Origin of the sequence: Mesorhizobium sp. M0239 (assembly GCF_040321815.1) — a bacterium.
GTDB lineage: Bacteria > Pseudomonadota > Alphaproteobacteria > Rhizobiales > Rhizobiaceae > Mesorhizobium.
In genome coordinates this window covers 100,217-117,750 of sequence record NZ_JAMYSG010000006.1, presented here as the reverse complement: position 1 = coordinate 117,750, position 17,534 = coordinate 100,217, and the positions used below count along the sequence as shown (strand labels likewise).

19 protein-coding genes are annotated in these 17,534 nt (G+C 62.8%); 9 read left to right on the top strand and 10 right to left on the bottom strand.

Features of this window, described 5'->3' with window-relative positions:
- Position 1: 1 nt before the first annotated feature.
- The 4 genes from NKI99_RS07855 to NKI99_RS07840 all read left to right on the top strand — a co-directional run bounded on the left by NKI99_RS07855 (position 2) and on the right by NKI99_RS07840 (position 4,667).
- Entirely contained in the window at positions 2–1,072 is a 1,071-nt protein-coding gene (locus tag NKI99_RS07855) for a branched-chain amino acid ABC transporter permease (RefSeq protein WP_128303761.1), read from the top strand.
- Positions 1,069–2,400 carry an ABC transporter substrate-binding protein gene (locus tag NKI99_RS07850; protein ID WP_502905541.1) on the top strand — a complete coding sequence of 444 codons (1,332 nt, stop codon included), beginning with the start codon at positions 1,069–1,071 and terminating at the stop codon, positions 2,398–2,400. Before NKI99_RS07855 ends, NKI99_RS07850 begins: the two co-directional genes overlap by 4 nt.
- Before the next feature lie 205 nt (positions 2,401–2,605).
- Positions 2,606–3,835, top strand: a complete 1,230-nt coding sequence (locus NKI99_RS07845) for an ABC transporter substrate-binding protein (RefSeq protein ID WP_352610541.1) — start codon at positions 2,606–2,608, stop codon at positions 3,833–3,835.
- 49 nt (positions 3,836–3,884) lie between these two features.
- Positions 3,885–4,667 (top strand): ABC transporter ATP-binding protein, encoded by a 783-nt coding sequence (locus tag NKI99_RS07840; RefSeq protein WP_352610483.1) that lies wholly within the window; start codon positions 3,885–3,887, stop codon positions 4,665–4,667.
- A 96-nt stretch (positions 4,668–4,763) separates the two neighbouring features.
- Here the strand turns inward: NKI99_RS07840 and NKI99_RS07835 are convergent, their stop codons facing one another.
- Positions 4,764–5,192: a MarR family winged helix-turn-helix transcriptional regulator gene (locus tag NKI99_RS07835; protein ID WP_352610482.1), complete on the bottom strand. Its 429-nt coding sequence runs from the start codon at positions 5,190–5,192 to the stop codon at positions 4,764–4,766.
- A gap of 151 nt (positions 5,193–5,343) precedes the next feature.
- Between NKI99_RS07835 and NKI99_RS07830 the strand changes: the two genes are divergently transcribed.
- Positions 5,344–6,201 carry an alpha/beta fold hydrolase gene (locus NKI99_RS07830; protein ID WP_352610481.1) on the top strand — a complete coding sequence of 286 codons (858 nt, stop codon included), beginning with the start codon at positions 5,344–5,346 and terminating at the stop codon, positions 6,199–6,201.
- Positions 6,202–6,272: 71 nt separating this feature from the next.
- On the opposite strand, the gene NKI99_RS07825 is transcribed toward NKI99_RS07830, so the two are convergent.
- Positions 6,273–7,514, bottom strand: coding sequence for an MFS transporter (locus NKI99_RS07825; RefSeq protein WP_352610480.1), 1,242 nt, complete (start codon positions 7,512–7,514; stop codon positions 6,273–6,275).
- 173 nt (positions 7,515–7,687) lie between these two features.
- On the opposite strand from NKI99_RS07825, the gene NKI99_RS07820 reads away from it, so the two are divergent.
- Entirely contained in the window at positions 7,688–8,572 is an 885-nt protein-coding gene (locus NKI99_RS07820; protein ID WP_352610479.1) for an AraC family transcriptional regulator, read from the top strand.
- Positions 8,573–8,684: 112 nt separating this feature from the next.
- Here NKI99_RS07820 and NKI99_RS07815 read toward each other — a convergent pair whose 3' ends face one another.
- The 7 genes from NKI99_RS07815 to lgt all read right to left on the bottom strand — a co-directional run bounded on the left by NKI99_RS07815 (position 8,685) and on the right by lgt (position 14,514).
- Positions 8,685–9,620 carry a ribose-phosphate pyrophosphokinase gene (locus tag NKI99_RS07815; RefSeq protein WP_013530002.1) on the bottom strand — a complete coding sequence of 312 codons (936 nt, stop codon included), beginning with the start codon at positions 9,618–9,620 and terminating at the stop codon, positions 8,685–8,687.
- 63 nt (positions 9,621–9,683) lie between these two features.
- On the bottom strand, positions 9,684–9,815 hold the full coding sequence (locus NKI99_RS07810) for a hypothetical protein (RefSeq protein ID WP_281040476.1): 132 nt from the start codon (positions 9,813–9,815) through the stop codon (positions 9,684–9,686).
- Positions 9,816–9,857: 42 nt separating this feature from the next.
- Complete coding sequence (locus NKI99_RS07805; protein ID WP_352610477.1) at positions 9,858–10,478, bottom strand: hypothetical protein; 621 nt, start codon at positions 10,476–10,478, stop codon at positions 9,858–9,860.
- Between the two features lie 43 nt (positions 10,479–10,521).
- Entirely contained in the window at positions 10,522–11,673 is a 1,152-nt protein-coding gene (locus NKI99_RS07800; protein ID WP_128303766.1) for a M24 family metallopeptidase, read from the bottom strand.
- Complete coding sequence (gene pgeF / locus NKI99_RS07795; protein WP_128303767.1) at positions 11,673–12,467, bottom strand: peptidoglycan editing factor PgeF; 795 nt, start codon at positions 12,465–12,467, stop codon at positions 11,673–11,675. Before pgeF ends, NKI99_RS07800 begins: the two co-directional genes overlap by 1 nt.
- Positions 12,468–12,574: 107 nt before the next feature.
- Complete coding sequence (locus NKI99_RS07790) at positions 12,575–13,663, bottom strand: class I SAM-dependent methyltransferase (RefSeq protein ID WP_128303768.1); 1,089 nt, start codon at positions 13,661–13,663, stop codon at positions 12,575–12,577.
- Positions 13,660–14,514: a prolipoprotein diacylglyceryl transferase gene (gene lgt / locus NKI99_RS07785; RefSeq protein WP_352610476.1), complete on the bottom strand. Its 855-nt coding sequence runs from the start codon at positions 14,512–14,514 to the stop codon at positions 13,660–13,662. Before lgt ends, NKI99_RS07790 begins: the two co-directional genes overlap by 4 nt.
- Positions 14,515–14,680: 166 nt before the next feature.
- On the opposite strand from lgt, the gene NKI99_RS07780 reads away from it, so the two are divergent.
- The 3 genes from NKI99_RS07780 (at position 14,681) to NKI99_RS07770 (ending at position 16,215) form a co-directional block, all read left to right on the top strand.
- Positions 14,681–14,983 carry an accessory factor UbiK family protein gene (locus NKI99_RS07780; RefSeq protein ID WP_023809810.1) on the top strand — a complete coding sequence of 101 codons (303 nt, stop codon included), beginning with the start codon at positions 14,681–14,683 and terminating at the stop codon, positions 14,981–14,983.
- A gap of 344 nt (positions 14,984–15,327) precedes the next feature.
- The gene (locus NKI99_RS07775) at positions 15,328–15,828 is read left to right on the top strand and encodes a type III secretion system chaperone family protein (protein WP_013893499.1); all 501 of its coding nucleotides are present in this window, start codon (positions 15,328–15,330) and stop codon (positions 15,826–15,828) included.
- A 27-nt stretch (positions 15,829–15,855) separates the two neighbouring features.
- Positions 15,856–16,215: a tRNA-binding protein gene (locus NKI99_RS07770; protein WP_023809809.1), complete on the top strand. Its 360-nt coding sequence runs from the start codon at positions 15,856–15,858 to the stop codon at positions 16,213–16,215.
- 80 nt (positions 16,216–16,295) lie between these two features.
- On the opposite strand, the gene NKI99_RS07765 is transcribed toward NKI99_RS07770, so the two are convergent.
- Positions 16,296–17,318: a glycosyltransferase family 4 protein gene (locus tag NKI99_RS07765; RefSeq protein WP_352610475.1), complete on the bottom strand. Its 1,023-nt coding sequence runs from the start codon at positions 17,316–17,318 to the stop codon at positions 16,296–16,298.
- Positions 17,319–17,534: the final 216 nt, after the last annotated feature.

Sequence of the window (17,534 nt, the reverse complement as noted above, 5' to 3'; positions counted from 1 at the left end):
CATGTCCGATATTGAACTCCGGCTTACCGGCGGCATAGGCGAGGGCGCAAGCACCCGGACACTGGCCGGCATAGCCGCAGCTGCCCTCATTGTTGCCCTACCTTTCCTCGCCACGGAATACTGGATCAATGCTATCGCCGTGCCGTTCCTTATTCTGTCGCTGGCAGGTCTCGGCCTTAACCTTTTGACGGGTTATGCCGGCCAGATATCGCTCGGCGCCGGTGCGTTCATGATGGTGGGCGCCTATGCGGCATTTGCCTTCCAGCTGCGGCTGCCCGAACTGCCGCTGCCATTCGCGCTGATAGCTTCCGGCATCGTCGCCGGCGCGGTCGGGTTCGCCTTCGGCTTTCCCTCGACCCGCATCAAGGGTTTCTATCTGATCGTCAGCACGCTTGCCGCGCAGTTCTTCTTCGAATGGCTGTTTCTCAAATTTCCGTGGTTCTACAACGGTGATCCGTCCGCCACGATCTCGCTTCCAGCGGGTCTGTCCGTCTTCGGCATCGATCTCAACAGCCCGCACGGACGCTATTACCTGACGCTCGCCAGCGTCGCCGTGCTGACCTGGCTTTCCTACAATCTCGTGCGCAGCCAGACCGGTCGCAACTGGATGGCCATCCGCGACATGGATACGGCAGCGGCCGTGATCGGCGTGCCGATCCTGCGCGCGAAACTCCAGGCCTTCGCCGTATCGAGCTTCATCTTGGGCATTGCGGGCGCACTCTGGGCATTTGCGTATCTCGGATCGGCCAGCGTGCAGAGCTTCGGCCTGACGCGATCCTACCAGATACTCTTCATCATCATCATTGGCGGCATGGGCACCATTCGCGGCGCTTATTTCGGAGCCGCCTTCGTCAGCCTGTTGCCGCTGGCGCTCGACTGGCTGTTCCAGCGGCTGCTCGGCGGCCATGTCGACGCCGGACTGCTTCAAAACATCCAGAAGGTGATCTTCGGGGTCCTCATCCTCTGGTTTCTCATCAAGGAACCGGAGGGACTAGCCCGCTTGCTGCAAAGACAGCGTGGAGATTTAGGCAATCGCCGCCTTGCGCGGCTCAAAATCAGGAGACAGACGTGAAGAAACTGATCATTGCCGCGCTTTTGGCGGGTGGCGCCTTCGTGGCGAGCCCCGCCACGCTCAACGCCGCGGACGTGTCGCAATATATCCCGCTGCCGACCTATCGTGTCGGTGCCTACGCCTCTTCGGGCGAACTCTGGTGGGCAGGCGAAAGGGACTATTTCCGCTATATCAATGAGGTCGAGGGCGGCATCGACGGGATAAAACTCAACTACGAAGAGTTCGAGACCGAGTGGAGCCCGGACCGGACTGTCGAGGTCTACGAGCGGGTCAAGGGCGGCAAGGATGGTTCGCCGATCGCTTTCTTCTTCACGCACGGCACGCCCGCGACCTATGCGCTGCTCGAGAAGGCTGCCGCCGACAAGATCCCGCTGATCGATCCGGCCGGTGGGCGCACCGAATCCATCGACGGCAGGGTGTTCCCGTATGCCTTCCCGCTGCTGTTCAGCTATTACAGCCAGGCCTCGACCGGCATCAACTATATCGCGTCCAAGGTCGGTGGGTTCGATAAGCTCAAGGGCTTGAAGATAGCAACCGTCTATCACGACAGCGCCTATGGGCGTGCCACCCAGCCCGCTGTCGACCTGCTCGCCAAGAAATACGGCTTCGAGAACATCCAGATCCCCGTCGCCGATCCAGGCAATGAACAGTCGCCGCAATGGCGCCAGGTCCATGAGCTGAAGCCGGACTGGGTGTTCTTGCGCACCTGGGGTGTCTCCACCGTGGTGGGCATCAAGACGGCAGCCCGCTTCGGCTTTCCGGCCGATCATATCATCGGCGACGTCTGGGCCGGCTCCGAATCCGACGTCATCCCGGCCGGGAAGGCGGCGATCGGCTATTCCGCCCTTGCGCCTTATCCGGCGGGGGCCGATTTCGAGATCCATCAGCGGCTCAAGAAATTCATTCTCGACGCCGGCAAGTCCGACCTGCGCGATCAGAAGTATTTCGGCGCCGTCAATTACAATGTCGGTCTGGTCAATGCCGCGCTCGCCGTGGAGGCGCTCCGCACCGGCTACAAGAAGTTTGGCGCTCGTCCCCTGAATGGCGATGAAGGCCGGTGGGCCTTCGAGCATCTGACCATCGACGAAAACCGTCTCAAGGAGATCGGCTTTGTCGGCCTGCTGCAGCCGATCCAGATCACGCCGCTTGACCATGAAGGCGGCGGCGCTGCCCGCATCCAGAGCTGGGATGGCAAGAAGTGGGTTCTCCAGACCGACTGGATCAAGGCCGACCACGAAGCGCTACGGCCGCTGATCGAGCAGCAAGCCGCCGCCTATGCCAAGGAACACGGCATCGCACCGCGTACGCCAGATACCGAAACCAATTGATATTCCACTTGATAGTCCCACCGGGGGAGGGGCGTCGTGCCCCTCCTTGCCTGAAACAGGAGTTCACCATGCACCAAAAGCTCGCCATGCACCAAAAGCTCTTGCGCGCTGCCCTGGCGGCTGCCACTTCGTTGCTGCTGCTTGCCAGTGCAGCCAAGGCCGTTGAAACCCAGCCGGGTCCCGACAGCGACAACAGTTTTTCCCGATCGCCAGCTATCGCGTCGGCCCCTATGCGGCGTCGGGCGCTTCCATCTGGGCCGGGCAGATCGATTATTACCGCTATATCAACGAAGTCGAAGGCGGCATAAACGGCGTCAAGATTGTCTGGCAGGAATGCGAGACCGAATGGACGGCCGAAAAGGGCATCGAATGCTATGAGCGCTTCAAGCACGGGTTGAACGGCGCTCCGGTCGCCGCCTATTTCCCGAACGGCGCGCCGGCCGCCTATGCGCTTTCCGACCGCGCGGCCACGGACAAGATACCGCTGGTAACACTTGCCTACGGTCGCACCGAGGCCACCGACGGGCGTGTGTTCCCCTATATCTTTCCGGTCATGGTGACCTTCTACAGCGAGGCGTCGGCGGTCGTGAACTATGTTGCCGAGCGCGAAGGCGGCTTCGACAAGCTCAAGGGAAAGAAGATCGCCACCGTCTACCATGACAGCGCCTATGGCCGCGAGACGCTTGATCCGCTCGCCCTTCTGGCAAAGAAATACGGTTTCGAGAATATCCAGATTCCCGTTGCCGATCCGGGCAGCGAACAATCCTCGCAGTGGCGGCAGGTCCGCGAAGCAAAGCCGGACTGGGTGTTCCTGAGAACCTGGGGGGTTTCGACGCCGGTAGCCATCAAGACCGCGGTGCGTTTCGGCTTTCCCGCCGACCACATCATCGGCGATGTCTGGGCTTCGTCCGAGGAAGACGTGATCCCGGCCGGCGAAGCGGCGAAGGGATATCTGGCGCTGACGCCTTATCCGGCCGGCGCCGACTTCAAGATCCACGAGCGTTTGAAGAAGGACATCATCGACGCCGGCAAGTCCGACCTGCGCGATACCAAGGCCTTCGGCAGCGTCTATTACAATTCAGGTCTCGTCGGCGCCCTGCTCTCTGTGGAGATCGTTCGGCAGGCCCAGGCCAAGTTCGGCAACCGCCCGATCACCGGAGAAGAAGGCCAGTGGGCGCTGGAGCACCTGAAGCTTGATGACGCAGCCCTTGAAAGGGCAGGTTTCCGAGGCCTGGTGCAGAACCTCCAACTGACGCCCGCGGACCATGAGGGCGGCGGCGCGGTGCGCGTGCAGCAATGGAACGGGTCCAAATGGTCTCTCGTCAGCGACTGGGTGCAGGCCGATCGCACAACGCTGCGTCCGTTGATCGACGCGAAATCCGAGGCCTATGCCAAGGAGCATGGAATTACGCCCCGCGATATCGGCAGCAACTGACAGGACGCGGCGGCCGCTTTGACGGTTTCCCACGATAAGGAGAAACGCCATGACCACGACATCGAAGCCCGTCGCCCCGGCGGCTGATCAGGACACCCTTCTCGAAGTGTCGGGCATCGAAGTCGTCTATGGGGGCGCCATTCTGGCCGTCGCCGATGTGTCGCTGACGATCGGCAACGGCGAAATCGTTGCTTTGCTTGGAGCGAACGGTGCCGGCAAGAGTACTGTGCTCAAGGCGATTTCGGGCCTGGCCAGCGCCGATCGGGCCAAGGTGGGCCGGGGGCATATTCGCCTCGACGGTGAGGATATTCTCGGGCTTGCGGCCAACAGACTGGCAACGCGGGGCATCGTCCACGTCATGGAAGGGCGCCATGTCTTCTCGCATCTGACGGTCGAGGAGAACCTCTTGACCGGCGCATTTCTGCACCGGCCAAGCCGCAAGGAGCTGCAGCGTCAGCTCGACGACGTCTACGGCTGGTTTCCACGCCTGCGCGACAAGCGGCGCACGCATGCCGGGCTTGCGTCCGGCGGCGAACAGCAGATGCTGGCCATCGGCCGGGCGTTGTTGACGCAACCAAGGCTCGTCCTGCTCGACGAGCCCTCCATGGGGCTCGCACCGCGCATCGTTCAGGAAATCTTCGCGATCATCGCGCGCCTTAACCGGGAGAAAGGGACGGCCTTTCTGCTGGCGGAGCAGAATGCGGCTCTCTCGCTTGCCTACGCACAGCGCGGCTATGTTCTTGACACCGGCCGCGTGGCGCTCGAAGGGCCGGCGGCCGACCTTGCAGCGCGTGACGATCTCCACCGCATCTATCTGGGCGACGCGCCCTGACGCAGTCGTCGCGTTCGATCCGCGAATGTCTTCGAGGATGCATCTCGCGGGCAGAGGCCGGCGGGTGAGGTCCGACCGTCGAGAAGGCCGGGCCGGCTACCGGTCGCCGATCAACGCGGCGCGTAGCGCCTGGATCTGCCGGTTCAAGGCATCGAGCTCGGCCAGCGTCATGCCCGAGCGTTCGACCAAGGTCTCGTTCAGACAGTTGCACTGGACCAGCAGCGCGCGCCCGGCTGATGTCAGGTCGACCTGCACCTGGCGTTCGTCGGTCTGGCTGCGCTGGCGGGTCACCAGCCCGGCTTGCTCCATTCGCTTCACCAGCGGCGTGACGGTGCTCGATTCCAAAGCCAACCGGTTGGCGATGGTGCCGACCGACATCCCATAGGCCTCTCCAAGTGCGTTCAGCACCAGGTACTGCGGATAGGTGATGCCCATCTCGTCCAGCATCGGCTTGTAGGTGCGGTTGATCGCCATGCTGGTGGCATAGAGCGTGAAACAGAGCTGATTGTCCAACGGGAGAGGCACGGCGCATTCCTTTTGCCAATATGGGCATCAATTCGATACCACGAAAAATGATATCGCGATACATATTTTTGTAGACAAGGGTTTTGGGCTCCGTTAGCTATATCGTTATCGCGATATTGTTTATCGCGGAAATAACCAGAAGGAGATTGAGATGACCTCGCAAACCAAGCCCAGCTCCGGTAGCGGCACGATCACCACCAAGGACGGAACGCAGATTTACTACAAGGACTGGGGGACCGGGCAGCCTGTCGTCTTTCATCACGGCTGGCCGTTGAGCAGCGACGATTGGGACGCCCAGATGCTGTTCTTCCTGTCACAGGGCTACCGTGTCATTGCCTATGATCGCCGAGGTCACGGCCGCTCGACCCAGACGGATATCGGCAACGAGATGGATACCTATGCCGCCGATGTGGCGGAACTTGCCGCCCATCTGGGTCTCAAGAACGCCATTCATGTCGGCCATTCGACCGGCGGCGGCGAAGTGGCACGTTATGTCGCTCAATATGGCGCCGGCGGCCGTGTCGCCAAGGCAGTGCTGATCGGCGCGGTACCGCCAATCATGCTCAAGACCGCGGCCAATCCCGACGGCTTGCCGATCGAGGTTTTCGATGGCTTCCGCTCCGCCCAGGCAGCCAATCGCGCCCAGTTCTTCCGCGACATTCCATCAGGTCCGTTCTACGGCTTCAATCGTCCGGGTGCGGAGGTATCGCAGGGCGTCATCGACAATTGGTGGCGCCAGGGCATGATGGGCGGCACCAAGGCGCATTATGATTGCATCAAGGCCTTCTCGGAAACCGACTTCACCGAGGATCTGAAGGCGATCGACGTGCCTGTGCTGGTCATGCACGGCGACGACGACCAGATCGTTCCCATCGCCGACTCGGCGCTGCTGACGATCAAGCTGCTCAAGAAGGGCGAACTCAAGGTCTACAAGGGCTTCCCGCACGGCATGGCCACGACCCATGCGGACGTCATCAACGCCGACCTGCTGGCCTTCTTCAAGGCGTAAGGCGCTTCCGAAGAGACTACAAAGCACCCGCCCTCAGGCGGGTGCAGTTTGTGGGTTCAGATCCGCCTGATCTAGGCGGCCGCCTGCGCCTTGCGCGCTTCCTTCATGTTCGGCAGGAACACGGTGAGCAATCCAAGAAACGGCAAATACGAGCAGATCTGGAAGACGAAATCGATGCCCTTCATATCGGCGACGATACCGAGCACGGCCGCCGCGATGCCGCCCATGCCGAAGGCGAAGCCGAAGAAGATGCCGGCGATCATGCCGACGCGGCCCGGCACGAGCTCCTGCGCAAAGACGACGATGTTCGAGAAGGCCGAGGACAGGATCAGGCCGATCAGCACCGTCAGCACCATTGTCCATTCCAGATTGGCGTAGGGCAGGGCGAGCGTGAAAGGCAGCACGCCGACGATGGAGAACCAGATCATCGCCTTTTGCCCATAGCGGTCGCCGAACGGGCCGCCGAGCAGGATGCCCAGCGCCGAGGCACCGAGGAACAGGAACAGCATGACCTGCGACATCTGCACCGAAACGCCGAACTTATGCATGGAATAGAAGGTGTAGTAGCTGGCGAGGCTGGCGATGTAGGCATTCTTGCTCAGCACCAGCAATGTCAGCACGATCAATGCATTCGTCACCTTGCGGCGCGGGAAAGGCGAAACGAAGCTCGCCGCCTTGCGGGTGCCCTGCGCGGCACGCAGCCGGCTGTACCAGCCGCCGACCTGCCACAAAACGATGATGCCGATCAGCGAGCCGACGGCGAACCAGGAAATGCTGGTCTGGCCGAACGGCACGACGATGAAGGCCGCCAGCAGCGGCCCCATGGACTGGCCGAAATTGCCGCCAACCTGGAACAGCGACTGCGCCAAGCCGAAGCGGCCGCCGGAGGCGAAGCGGGCGATGCGCGAGGATTCCGGATGGAAGATCGCCGAGCCGATGCCGATCAGCGAGGCGCCGATCAGCAGCAGCGAATAATGCCCGGCATAGGCGAGCACGATCAGGCCGATCAGCGATGCCGCCATGCCGTAGGGCAGCGAATAGGGCATCGGCCGCTTGTCGGTGATCATGCCGATCACAGGCTGCAGCAGCGATGCCGTCACCTGAAAGGTGAAGGTCAACAAGCCGATCTGCCAGAAATCGAGGCCATAATTCTCTTTCAGGAGCGGGTAAATGGCCGACAGCAGCGACTGCATGATATCGTTGATGCAATGGCAGAAGCTCACCGCCAGGATGACGGTGAAGGCCGTCGCCTGGGCTGAAGCGTGACTGGTGGTCGCCGGTGGGGCGACGCTGGCGGCTGTCGTATCGGTCAAGGTAGGCTCCGTGGTCTTTTTGGCGGGCACACCCGCAGGCAGTTGACGGACGCTCCTGCGGCCGCCTTGTCGGACGCTCCTGTGGGGCGCCTGGGGACGGTGCCTTATAAGCCGCTTGCGACACGACTTCTTTCGTGGTTTGGTCCAATAGTTTCGCAAGTGGGCCATATCGGATGCCGCACGGCAAAGAAGTCTTTCACGTCGGCAATGTCAATCTCGGCCAGTTGCACGAGAGCCGTTGGCAATGGCTTGAGCAAGTGGCCGGGCCGGCGGTGGCACTGCCGACCGAATATCCGGACGGCTACCGCGTGCCGCAGCACCGCCACAGCCGCAGCCAGCTCTTGCATGCGCTTGTCGGCGTGGTGCTGGTGACGACGCGGTACGGGCGCTGGATGGTGCCGCCCGACCACGCGATGTGGATTCCAGCCGGCACCGAGCATTCCGTCGAGATGCTGGGCGATGTCTCGATGCGTTCGGTTTATGTCATGCCTCAGGCGATCCCCGGGCTGCCTGAAGGCTTGCGCGTCGTCGGCGTCACCGACCTGATGCACAGCCTGATCGTGGAATCGGAAAAGCTGCCGCAAGGCGGCGTTCTGGAAGGACGCGGTGGGCTGATCATGAACCTTTTGCTGCACGAAATCCCGACCTTGCCGGAACGGCCTCTCGGGCTGCCATTCCCGTCCGATCCAAGGCTGTCGGCGCTGTGCCGGTGCTTCGTCGCGGCACCGTCGCCGCACGCGACGATCGACGAGTGGGCCGATGCAGCCGGCATGAGCCGGCGTTCGTTCACGCGCGCCTTCCAGCGCCAGACCGGCCTGTCGCTGTCAACATGGCGCCAGCAGGCCTGCCTGTTCGCGGCGCTGCCCAGGCTGGCGGACGGCGAGCCGATCACCAGGGTGGCGCTCGATCTCGGCTATGACAGCGTGCCGGCCTTCATCACCATGTTCAAGCGCATGCTGGGGACCTCGCCGCGCGGCTATATGCGCGGCGCACGAGAGAGCGTCGAGGTCGCTCGTCGCCTGATCGGGCCGGTTCGGTTGGAAAGCTCTGCGCCGTAACGGCAGGTGCTGTTCTAGAAGCATCTCACCGTTTCACGGAAACGGCGATCTGCTCTAACTCTTTGTCGCAGTTCTAGACGGAAAACCGCTTCACACTTTTCCTGGAATTGCTCTAGTCGAACAGGCTCGACACCGATTCTTCGGTCGCGGTGCGCGAAATGGCTTCGCCCATCAGGTCGGCGATCGAGATGACGCGGATGTTGGGAGCATCGAGCACGCCCTGCGTCGGCTGGATGGAATCGGTGATCACCAGTTCCTGGAGCTTCGAACCGCTGATGCGGGCAACCGCGCCGCCCGACAGCACGCCGTGCGTGATATAGGCGGTGACGCTGGTGGCGCCGTTGGCCAGCAGCGCATCGGCGGCGTTGCACAGCGTGCCGCCGGAATCGACGATGTCGTCGATAAGCAGGCAATCCTTGCCGGCGACCGCGCCGATGATGTTCATGACTTCCGATTCGCCGGGACGCTCGCGGCGCTTGTCGACGATGGCCAGTTGCGCATCGAAGCGCTTGGCCAGCGCACGGGCGCGGACCACGCCGCCAATGTCGGGCGAGACCACCACGACGTTGCCGAGCTGCTTGTATTTGGCCTTCACGTCGCGGGCCATCACCGGCACGGAAAACAGATTGTCGGTCGGAATGTCGAAGAAGCCCTGGATCTGGCCGGCATGCAGGTCAAGCGTCAGAACGCGGTCGACACCGGCGCGGGTGATCATGTTGGCGACCAGCTTGGCCGAGATCGGCGTGCGGCCGGAGGCGCGGCGGTCCTGCCTGGCGTAGCCGAAATAGGGGATGACCGCCGTGATGCGCTTGGCCGAGGAACGCATGAAGGCATCGATCATGATGAGCAATTCCATCAAATGATCGTTGGTTGGGAACGAGGTCGATTGCAGGATGAAGACATCCTCGCCGCGCACGTTTTCCTGGATTTCGACGAAGATTTCCTGGTCGGCGAAGCGCCTGACCGTGGCTTTGCCCAGCGGGACGTTGAGGTACCGGGCGACCGCTTCGGCCAGCACCCTGTTGGAATTGCCCGCGAAGAGTTTCATGCACGGTTCCTGGTGGAGGATGATGAGACCTGACGGACTCGCTTGCGCCCTTTAACCGGGCTTTTAGCGGCCCGCGCCGGTATTGCAAGCGCCGAGATCGGGAATCCGCCGGCTAAACTCAAGAAAGCTCCGCGCCATCGCCGGGCTGCCACAGGGAGCAGCGGACTTGCGCTGCTCCTTCTTCTCGTTGGGCATCGGATTTTCCCAAAACTGTCTCCACTTTTGGGTCCGATGCCTCTAGCCGGCCTTGCCGCCGAGCCAGGCCGCGAATTGGTCGATGGTCTGGTCGGCGATCGTCTGCATGGTGGCCGGCGAGACCCCCTTCCAGCTGTCGCCGCCCACGCTGGCGCCGGAATTGACCGACGGGGCCTTCTGCTGACCATTGATGCGGTGCAGCCGGTTGCCGGCGGGGTCATAGACATCCCAGACATAGATGACGGTGGTGTCGGCGCCTTCCGACATCGTCGAGAAATAGCCCTTCAGCACATGTGTCACGGTCTGGTCGGCGCTGCCGGCGAGCGTGATACCGCGCTGCCTGGCGCGGGTCTGCAACTCCGCCGTCAGAGGTGTCGCGGCTTCTACCGAAGCGCCGACGATCGGCGCGATCTGCAGGCGGGTCTTCGACAGGATGGCAGCGCTTTGGGCTGATGTGACCGGTGCGGCGGTGGTTGCGAAAGCGCCCGCCGTGCTGGTGGCGGGCCCGGCCGGAACCGTGCTGCCTGACGTTGCGGGCAGCGTCTGGGTCGACGTCGCCGGCGGCGTGATCGCCGACGGTTCGAGCACGTCCTTTGCGTTGGTGCAGGCGGCAAGAGCCAATGCCACAAGCAATGACACGGTCGTCACATGCGATCGTCTCATTTGCCTTCTAACTCCTTGGCGAAGAACGCCTCCCATTGTGGATTCACTGTACGATCAAGTCGAGATCATGGCGGGACAGCGGCTTGGGCTGGGATTCGGTGGTCAGGTAGGTGCGGCCAAGCGTCATCGCCGTCTCGGTATCGGAGTCCATGATGATCATATGGGCGAACAGCGTCATGTTGGGCGCGATCGGTTCGGGATTGCCCTGGTAGAACATCGGCATGTCCATCCAGGACGGGGTGAAGCGGGCGCCGACTGAATAGCCGCAGGCGTTCAGCCGGTGCTTGGTCAGGCCGTGCGCCTCCATGGTGCGGGCATGAGCATCGAAGACGTCGCCGAAGCTGTTGCCCGGCATCATCGCCTTCTCGACAGCCAGGAGTGCTGCGCGGGCGGCGTCGAACAGTTCCTGATGGCGCTTCGACACCTTGCCGGTCAGCACCGTGCGCATCATCGGCGCATGGTAGTGGTTGAAGACGCCGGCCCATTCGAGCGTCAGCTGGTCATTTTTGGTGAGCTTGCGGCGGCCGGCCTTGTAGCGGCACAGCAGCGCATCGACGCCGGAGCCGATGATGAATTCGTTGGCCGGATAGTCGCCGCCGCCGGCAAAGATCGCACCCTGCATGGCGGCCAGGATCAGGGCTTCGTCGCCGCCCTGCTTGATCAGCGGCAGCGCCGCGTCGAGCGCATCATCGGAAAGATTGGCGGCCTTCTCGGCCTTGGCGACCTCGGCCGGGCTCTTGAACAGGCGCAGACGGCCGACAATGCCGGACGCATCGGCGATCTGGCCGAAGGTCTGCAACTGTTCGTCGAGCCGTCGGCCATTGAACGCGGTCAGGCCATGGGTGTCGTATTCGACACCGATGCGGGCGCCGAGCAGGTCGAGTTCGTTGAGCAGATTGCGCAGGTCGACCGCCGGATTGGCGCCGTTGCGGTCCGTCCACAAGACGATATTGTCGATAATCGAGGTCTGACGCGCCTGGCGCAGGTCGGCCGAGCGGGTCAGAAGCACCATCGAACCGTCGGCCTTCACTACCAGGCACTGGAAGAAGCAGAAGCCGAACGTGTCGTAGCCGGTCAGCCAGTACATGCTTTCCTGCGCGAACAGCAGGATGGCGTCGAGCTTCTTTTCGGCCATCTCGATGATCAGCCGGTCGCGCCGCGCGTCAAATTCAGATCGTTCAAAATGCAGCGCCATTATTCCCTCTCCAAGACAATTGCCGAAACCTGCCGGCCGTAATCGGGCTCCTTGCGATGCGTGGTGCGCCGGTAGGAGTAGAACAGGCCTTCCTCGGCGTAAGTGCAGCGGTCAAGGCCCTCAGCCGTCACGCCGGCCTTGGCCAACCGGTCAACCGTGTAGCGGTTGAGATCGAACATCGCATGGCCGGCATTGGCGGACGGCGCGAAATAGAGGATGTTTTCGGCGGCGACTTCGACAAAGCGGGCGACGAATTCCGGGCCGACCTCGTAGTTTTTCGGGCCGATGGAGGGGCCTAGCACGGCGACGATGTTTTGGCGCCGGGCGCCGAGGCTTTCCATCGCCAGGATGGTGTTTTCGAGCACGCCGGTGAACGCGCCTTTCCAGCCGGCGTGCGCGGCGCCGATGATGCGCGCCTGCGCATCGGCGAACAGCACGGGACCGCAATCGGCGGTAGAAGCGCCGATGGCGATGCCCGGCCGGTCGGTGACGATGGCGTCTGCCTTGGGCCGCTCGCCGGCAAAGGGCTCCCTGGCGATGATGACGTCGGGCGAATGGACCTGCCAGGCGGTCAACAGATGGCTCGCCGGCACGCCCATCCATGCCGCGACGCGGCCGCGGTTCTGCGCCACAAGCATCGGGTCGTCATTCGATCCGGTGCCGATGTTGAGGCCCTGGTAGATGCCGCCGGAGACACCGCCGACGCGGGTGAAATAGCCGTGGCGGATGCCTTGTGCCCGCGCCTTGTCCAGCAGCGGCGACCGAACGGGATCCGGTTTGGTCTGATTCAGCATGCGGGCGTTGTTGTCCGTGTGGGCGGTTTCGTCAAGAAGAAGGTGCTTGGTCGAGAACAGGCGCTGCAAAGCGCGGACGGGAGATTGGGAGGGGTGGCGGTAAAAAGTCAATCCGCCCCGGCGAAAGGCCGAACCTCCACGCCGCGGGGTAGCACCGCAAGCACCTTGAACAGCTCGCCCATGGCTTGCGGCCCTGCGAGGCGCTCGACGTCCCCGGCGATCCTTTCGCGCGCCGCCTGGCCGGCATCGGCGCCAAGCCGGCCGGCGCGCTCGAGGATACCCATGCCGAGGAGGAAGTCGCCCTGTGTCGTCAGATGGGCTTCGAGGCCATGTGCACGCACGATCGCGGCAAGGGCGGCGAAATCGACATGGGAGGTGAGGTCGGCCTCACCGGGATTGGCCAGCACATCTTCGTGATCGTGGCTGCGCAAGGCCTGAAGCGTGTCCCCGACACCCGGCTGGAAATGGCCGTAGTCGAGAAACAGGCCAACGCCGCCATGCCTGGATATGCGCTCGGCGATCGTTGCCATGAGCGCGGTGCGGGCAGGCGCCACTTCGGCAATCGCACCTTGCGGCGCTTGAGTGGCATCGGCGGGCAGCAGCGTCGGGTCGACCGAACCGGCGCCGGCGAAGAAGCAAAGGTCGTTGGTCTCGTCGAGGCCGACCATGCGCTCGCGCCAGCCGGTGCCGGCTCGGACGAACTGGCGGATGGGCACGGCGTCGAACAGTTCGTTGCCGACGATGAACAGCGGTTGCTGCGGCAAGGTCTCGATGGTTTCATGCCAGCCAACCGCGAAGGGTGTGGCGCCAAGCGTCTGCTTCTGCACCTCGGTCAGGCGCGGGCTGGTCTCGATCATGGCGAAGGTGGCGCCGCTGGCCAGATCAGGATCGAGCCGCGACAGCGTACGCAACATGTCCTTCATCAGCGTGCCGCGGCCGGGGCCGATCTCGGCGATGGTGGCCGGCAGCGGCCGGCCGCTCGCCTGCCACGCCTGGTACATCCACACGGCGACCAGTTCGCCGAACATCTGGCTGATTTCCGGCGCGGTGATGAAGTCGCCGCCCGCACCAAAAGGCTCGCGCGTCGTGTAGTAGCCGTCCGCCGGGTCGAACAGGCACAGCGCCATGTATTCGTTGATCGGAAGTGGCCCCAATGCCTCGATCAGGTCGACGATGCGGGTTTTCAGCCGTGTCATGCCGGCTGCGGCTGCGCCACCGGCCTGGCGGTCAGCATCGCCCAGATACCGGCCAGCACCATCGGCGTCGACAGGATCATGCCCATGGTCAGCCAGTTGGTGCCGAGGAGGTAGCCGAGCTGCTGGTCGGGCTCGCGGAAGAACTCGACGAAAATGCGCGACAGGCCGTAGCCGCAGATGAAGGCGCCGCCGACGAAGCGCGGCGTCTTCAGCTTGAGGCGCGAATGGGTGAGGATGCGCAGCACGAGGAACAGCACCACGCCTTCGAGAAGCGCCTCGTAGAGCTGGCTCGGGTGACGGGCAAACGGCCCGCCATTGGGAAACTCGAAAGCCCAGGGCACGTCGGTTGGCCGGCCCCACAGCTCGGAATTGATGAAATTGGCGACGCGCACCAAGCCAAGGCCGACCGGCACGCCGGCGGCCACGACGTCAAACAGCGACCATGTGCGGATGCCGCGCTTGATGGAAAACAGCGTCATGGCGAGGATGACGCCAAGCAGGCCGCCATGGAACGACATACCGCCTTGCCAGACCGCCAAGATGTCGAGCGGGTGGGCGATGTAGCGCGGCAGATCATAGAACAGCACATAGCCGGTGCGGCCGCCCAGCACGACGCCGATGGCCGCCCAGACGATGAAGTCGTCGAGATCCTCCGGCTTCATCAGCAGGACGCCGTTCGGCCATAGCTTGGCATTAGAGGCGAGCCGCTTGGCATACCACCAGGCGAACAGGATGCCGACGATATAGCCGACGCCATACCAATGCACCGCCAGCGGCCCGATCTGGATGAGGATCGGGTTGATGTTGGGGAAGGGTAGGGAGGCCAGCGGCAGCAGGAAATATTCGTTCAACGGGGAACTCTCATTGCGAAACGCGTTTGCGCGCGGACCATGCGGCAGGGTTTTGGCAGGGTCAAGGCAAGGTGGGCGCCCTCGACTTGATGCCGCAGCGCGGCGCAACATGCTTGCATTCGACGCGCGGCGCCATTACCTCATTTCGAGCAAGCGAGGATTTGCCATGTCGACCGGACCGAACCGCATTCTCGATGAATTCGCCAAGCTGATGACCGATGCCGCCGGCGCTGCCCAGGGCGTGCGCCGGGAGGTGGAGACCGCCTTCAAAGGCCAGGCCGAACGCATCCTCAACACCATGGACGTGGTGCAGCGCGAAGAGTTCGAGGCCGCGCGCGAGATGGCCGCCAAGGCCCGGGAAGAAAACACCCGCCTTGCCGCCCGTATCGAGGTGCTCGAGGCGAAGCTTGCGGAACTGGCCGGTGACGCCGCACCGGCGGCGGCGGCCAAGCCCCGCACAAAAAAATAATCGTTAAACTTTTCCACATAGCCCGATCCTGAAAAGCGCTTTGCCGTGAATCGCTTAACGGCATTGCATGAATCTTTGTGACAGCGGCTTTCCACATGCGAATGACGCAGTGCGAAAAATTGGGCTGTTCACGCGACTCCCGATCAATAGACTGAATTTGTTGCATGATTCGGAGCAGGGTCATGCGACCGGGCGGTGGGGTCCGGTCTGGGGTCTTTGCGTCGAGAAGTAGTCTTTTGCGCAGGAAAGTCCTGGCCGTCCGAGTTCTAGACAAGATTGTTCGTTGTGTGTGCCCTCCCGCGGAGCGTGTGGCGGCGCTCGTACAGAACGACAGGAAGCATTCCATGGAACTTCTCGAACTCGAATTCTCCCGCGAAATCCATCCGGTGGATGTTATCGAGCAGGTGGCCCACAACAACGACTGGTCCTTTGAGCGGGCAGGCGACGACGAGATTTCGATCTCGGTTGCCGGAAGCTGGACCGACTATCACGTCTCCTTTTCGTGGATGGAGGATTTCGAAGCGCTGCACCTGGCCTGTGCCTTCGACATCAAGGTGCCGGAGACCCGCGCGCTGGAAGTGATGCGGCTCTTGTCGTTGATCAACGAGCAGATGCTGTTTGGCCATTTCGACCTTTGGGAGCAGGAGGGCGCGATTATGTTCCGCCAGTCGCTGCTGCTGGCCGGCGGGGTCGAGCCGTCGAGCCAGCAGGTCGAAGTGCTGCTGTCGTCGGCGCTGGAAGCCTGCGAATGCTATTTCCAGGCGTTCCAGTTCGTCGTCTGGTCGGGAACCTCGGCCAAGGACGCCCTGGCCGGCGTGCTGTTCGAGACCTACGGCAACGCCTGAGTCCCCGTAAGGCAGACAAGAACCAAGATGAGTTCGAACAGCGAGCGCAAGCCCGAGATCAGTTTTGCCGATTTCGATCGTGTCGACATCCGCGCCGGCACGATCGTCGAGGCCGAACCGTTTCCCGAGGCGCGCAAACCCGCATTCAAGCTGAAGATCGATTTCGGCCCAGGCATCGGCATCAAGAAATCGTCGGCGCAGATCACCAAATATTATACACCGGAGACGCTGATCGGCCGGCAGGTGTTCGCGGTGGTCAATTTCCCGCCGCGCCAGATCGGTCCATTCATGTCGGAAGTGCTGACGCTCGGCTTTCCCGACGAAGAGGGCGCTGTGGTGCTCGGCGCGATTGAGCGCAAGGTGCCGGATGGCGGGCGGTTGTTTTAGGCTAGAGGAACGACCGTCGCGTTCCTTCGCGCTTCCTCCGTGTTGCTGATGTCGAACAGTACGGTGCCGCCAGCCTTTGGTCAGGCCGCCAGCTTGCGCGTTGTGCCCAGTGCTTCCTCGACCGTATCGAGAAACATCTCCGCACAGGCTTTCCAGCTATAGCGCATGGCACGTTCGCGGGCTTCGGCACGGTCTACATTGAGCGCGGCAAGCGAGGCCTCGCGCAGATCGTTGGAGACCGCGCCGCCAAAGCCGTCGCCGACGATGTCGATCGGCCCGGTCACCGGATAGGCGGCAACCGGCGTGCCGCTGGCCAATGCCTCGATGATGACGTTGCCGAACGTGTCGGTGCGGCTCGGGAAGACGAAGACATCGGCCGAGGCATAGATCTCGGCCAGTTCGTCGTTGGGGCGATGGCCAAGGAAATGCGCTTGCGGATATTTTGCCTTGAGCCTGGCAAGCTCGGGGCCTTCGCCGACGATCACCTTGCTGCCCGGCAGGTCGAGGTCGAGAAAGGCGGAGAGGTTCTTTTCGATGGCGACGCGGCCGACGCAGAGGAAGACAGGGCCGGGGAAGCCGGGATCCTTCTTCTTGTCGGGCCGGAAATGGTCGGTGTCGACGCCGCGCGTCCACGGCCGCAGCTTGGTGAAGCCGCGCGCTGAGAGGTCGTCTGCGAGCGACTGGGTGGCGACCAGCGTGCCTTGGCCGGAATTGTGGAAATCGCGCAGCCAGCGATAGGCCCAGTTCTCCGGCACCGGCAGCCGTGCGCTGAGATATTCGGGGAAGCGCGTGTGATAGCTGGTGGTGAACGGCCTGCCGGCATTGCGGCAATAGCGCCGCGCCATGATGCCGAGCGGTCCTTCGGTGACGATGTGGATGTGGTCGGCTCTGCCGGCGTCGATCAGGCGCGCGACATGGCCGGGCGTGGTCAGCGCCAGCCTGATGTCGGGATAGGTCGGCAAGGGCAGGGTGCGAAAGATGTTCGGCGTCAGGAAATCCACGGCGACATCGAAGGATTTCAGCGTCTCGGTGAGCCGCTCCAGCGTGTGGACAACGCCGTTAACCTGCGGCCGCCAGGCATCGGTGACCATCAATATGCGCATGGCGGCCCTTTGCAGGAAAGGTCGACGGTTGCCTTGAGACGATGCCGGAACGGCGACCAGCCCGCTGCTCTCGCTTCGCTCCAGCGCACCCGGACGGGCACGGGGTCGAAGTGAGGCGGCAAGGCCGAATCAATTGAGGTCGCGCGCTTCATGCACGCTCTTGATCATGGTTTCATGACGGGCGGATGAAGCCGGTTTCCACTTTTCGGAATCGTG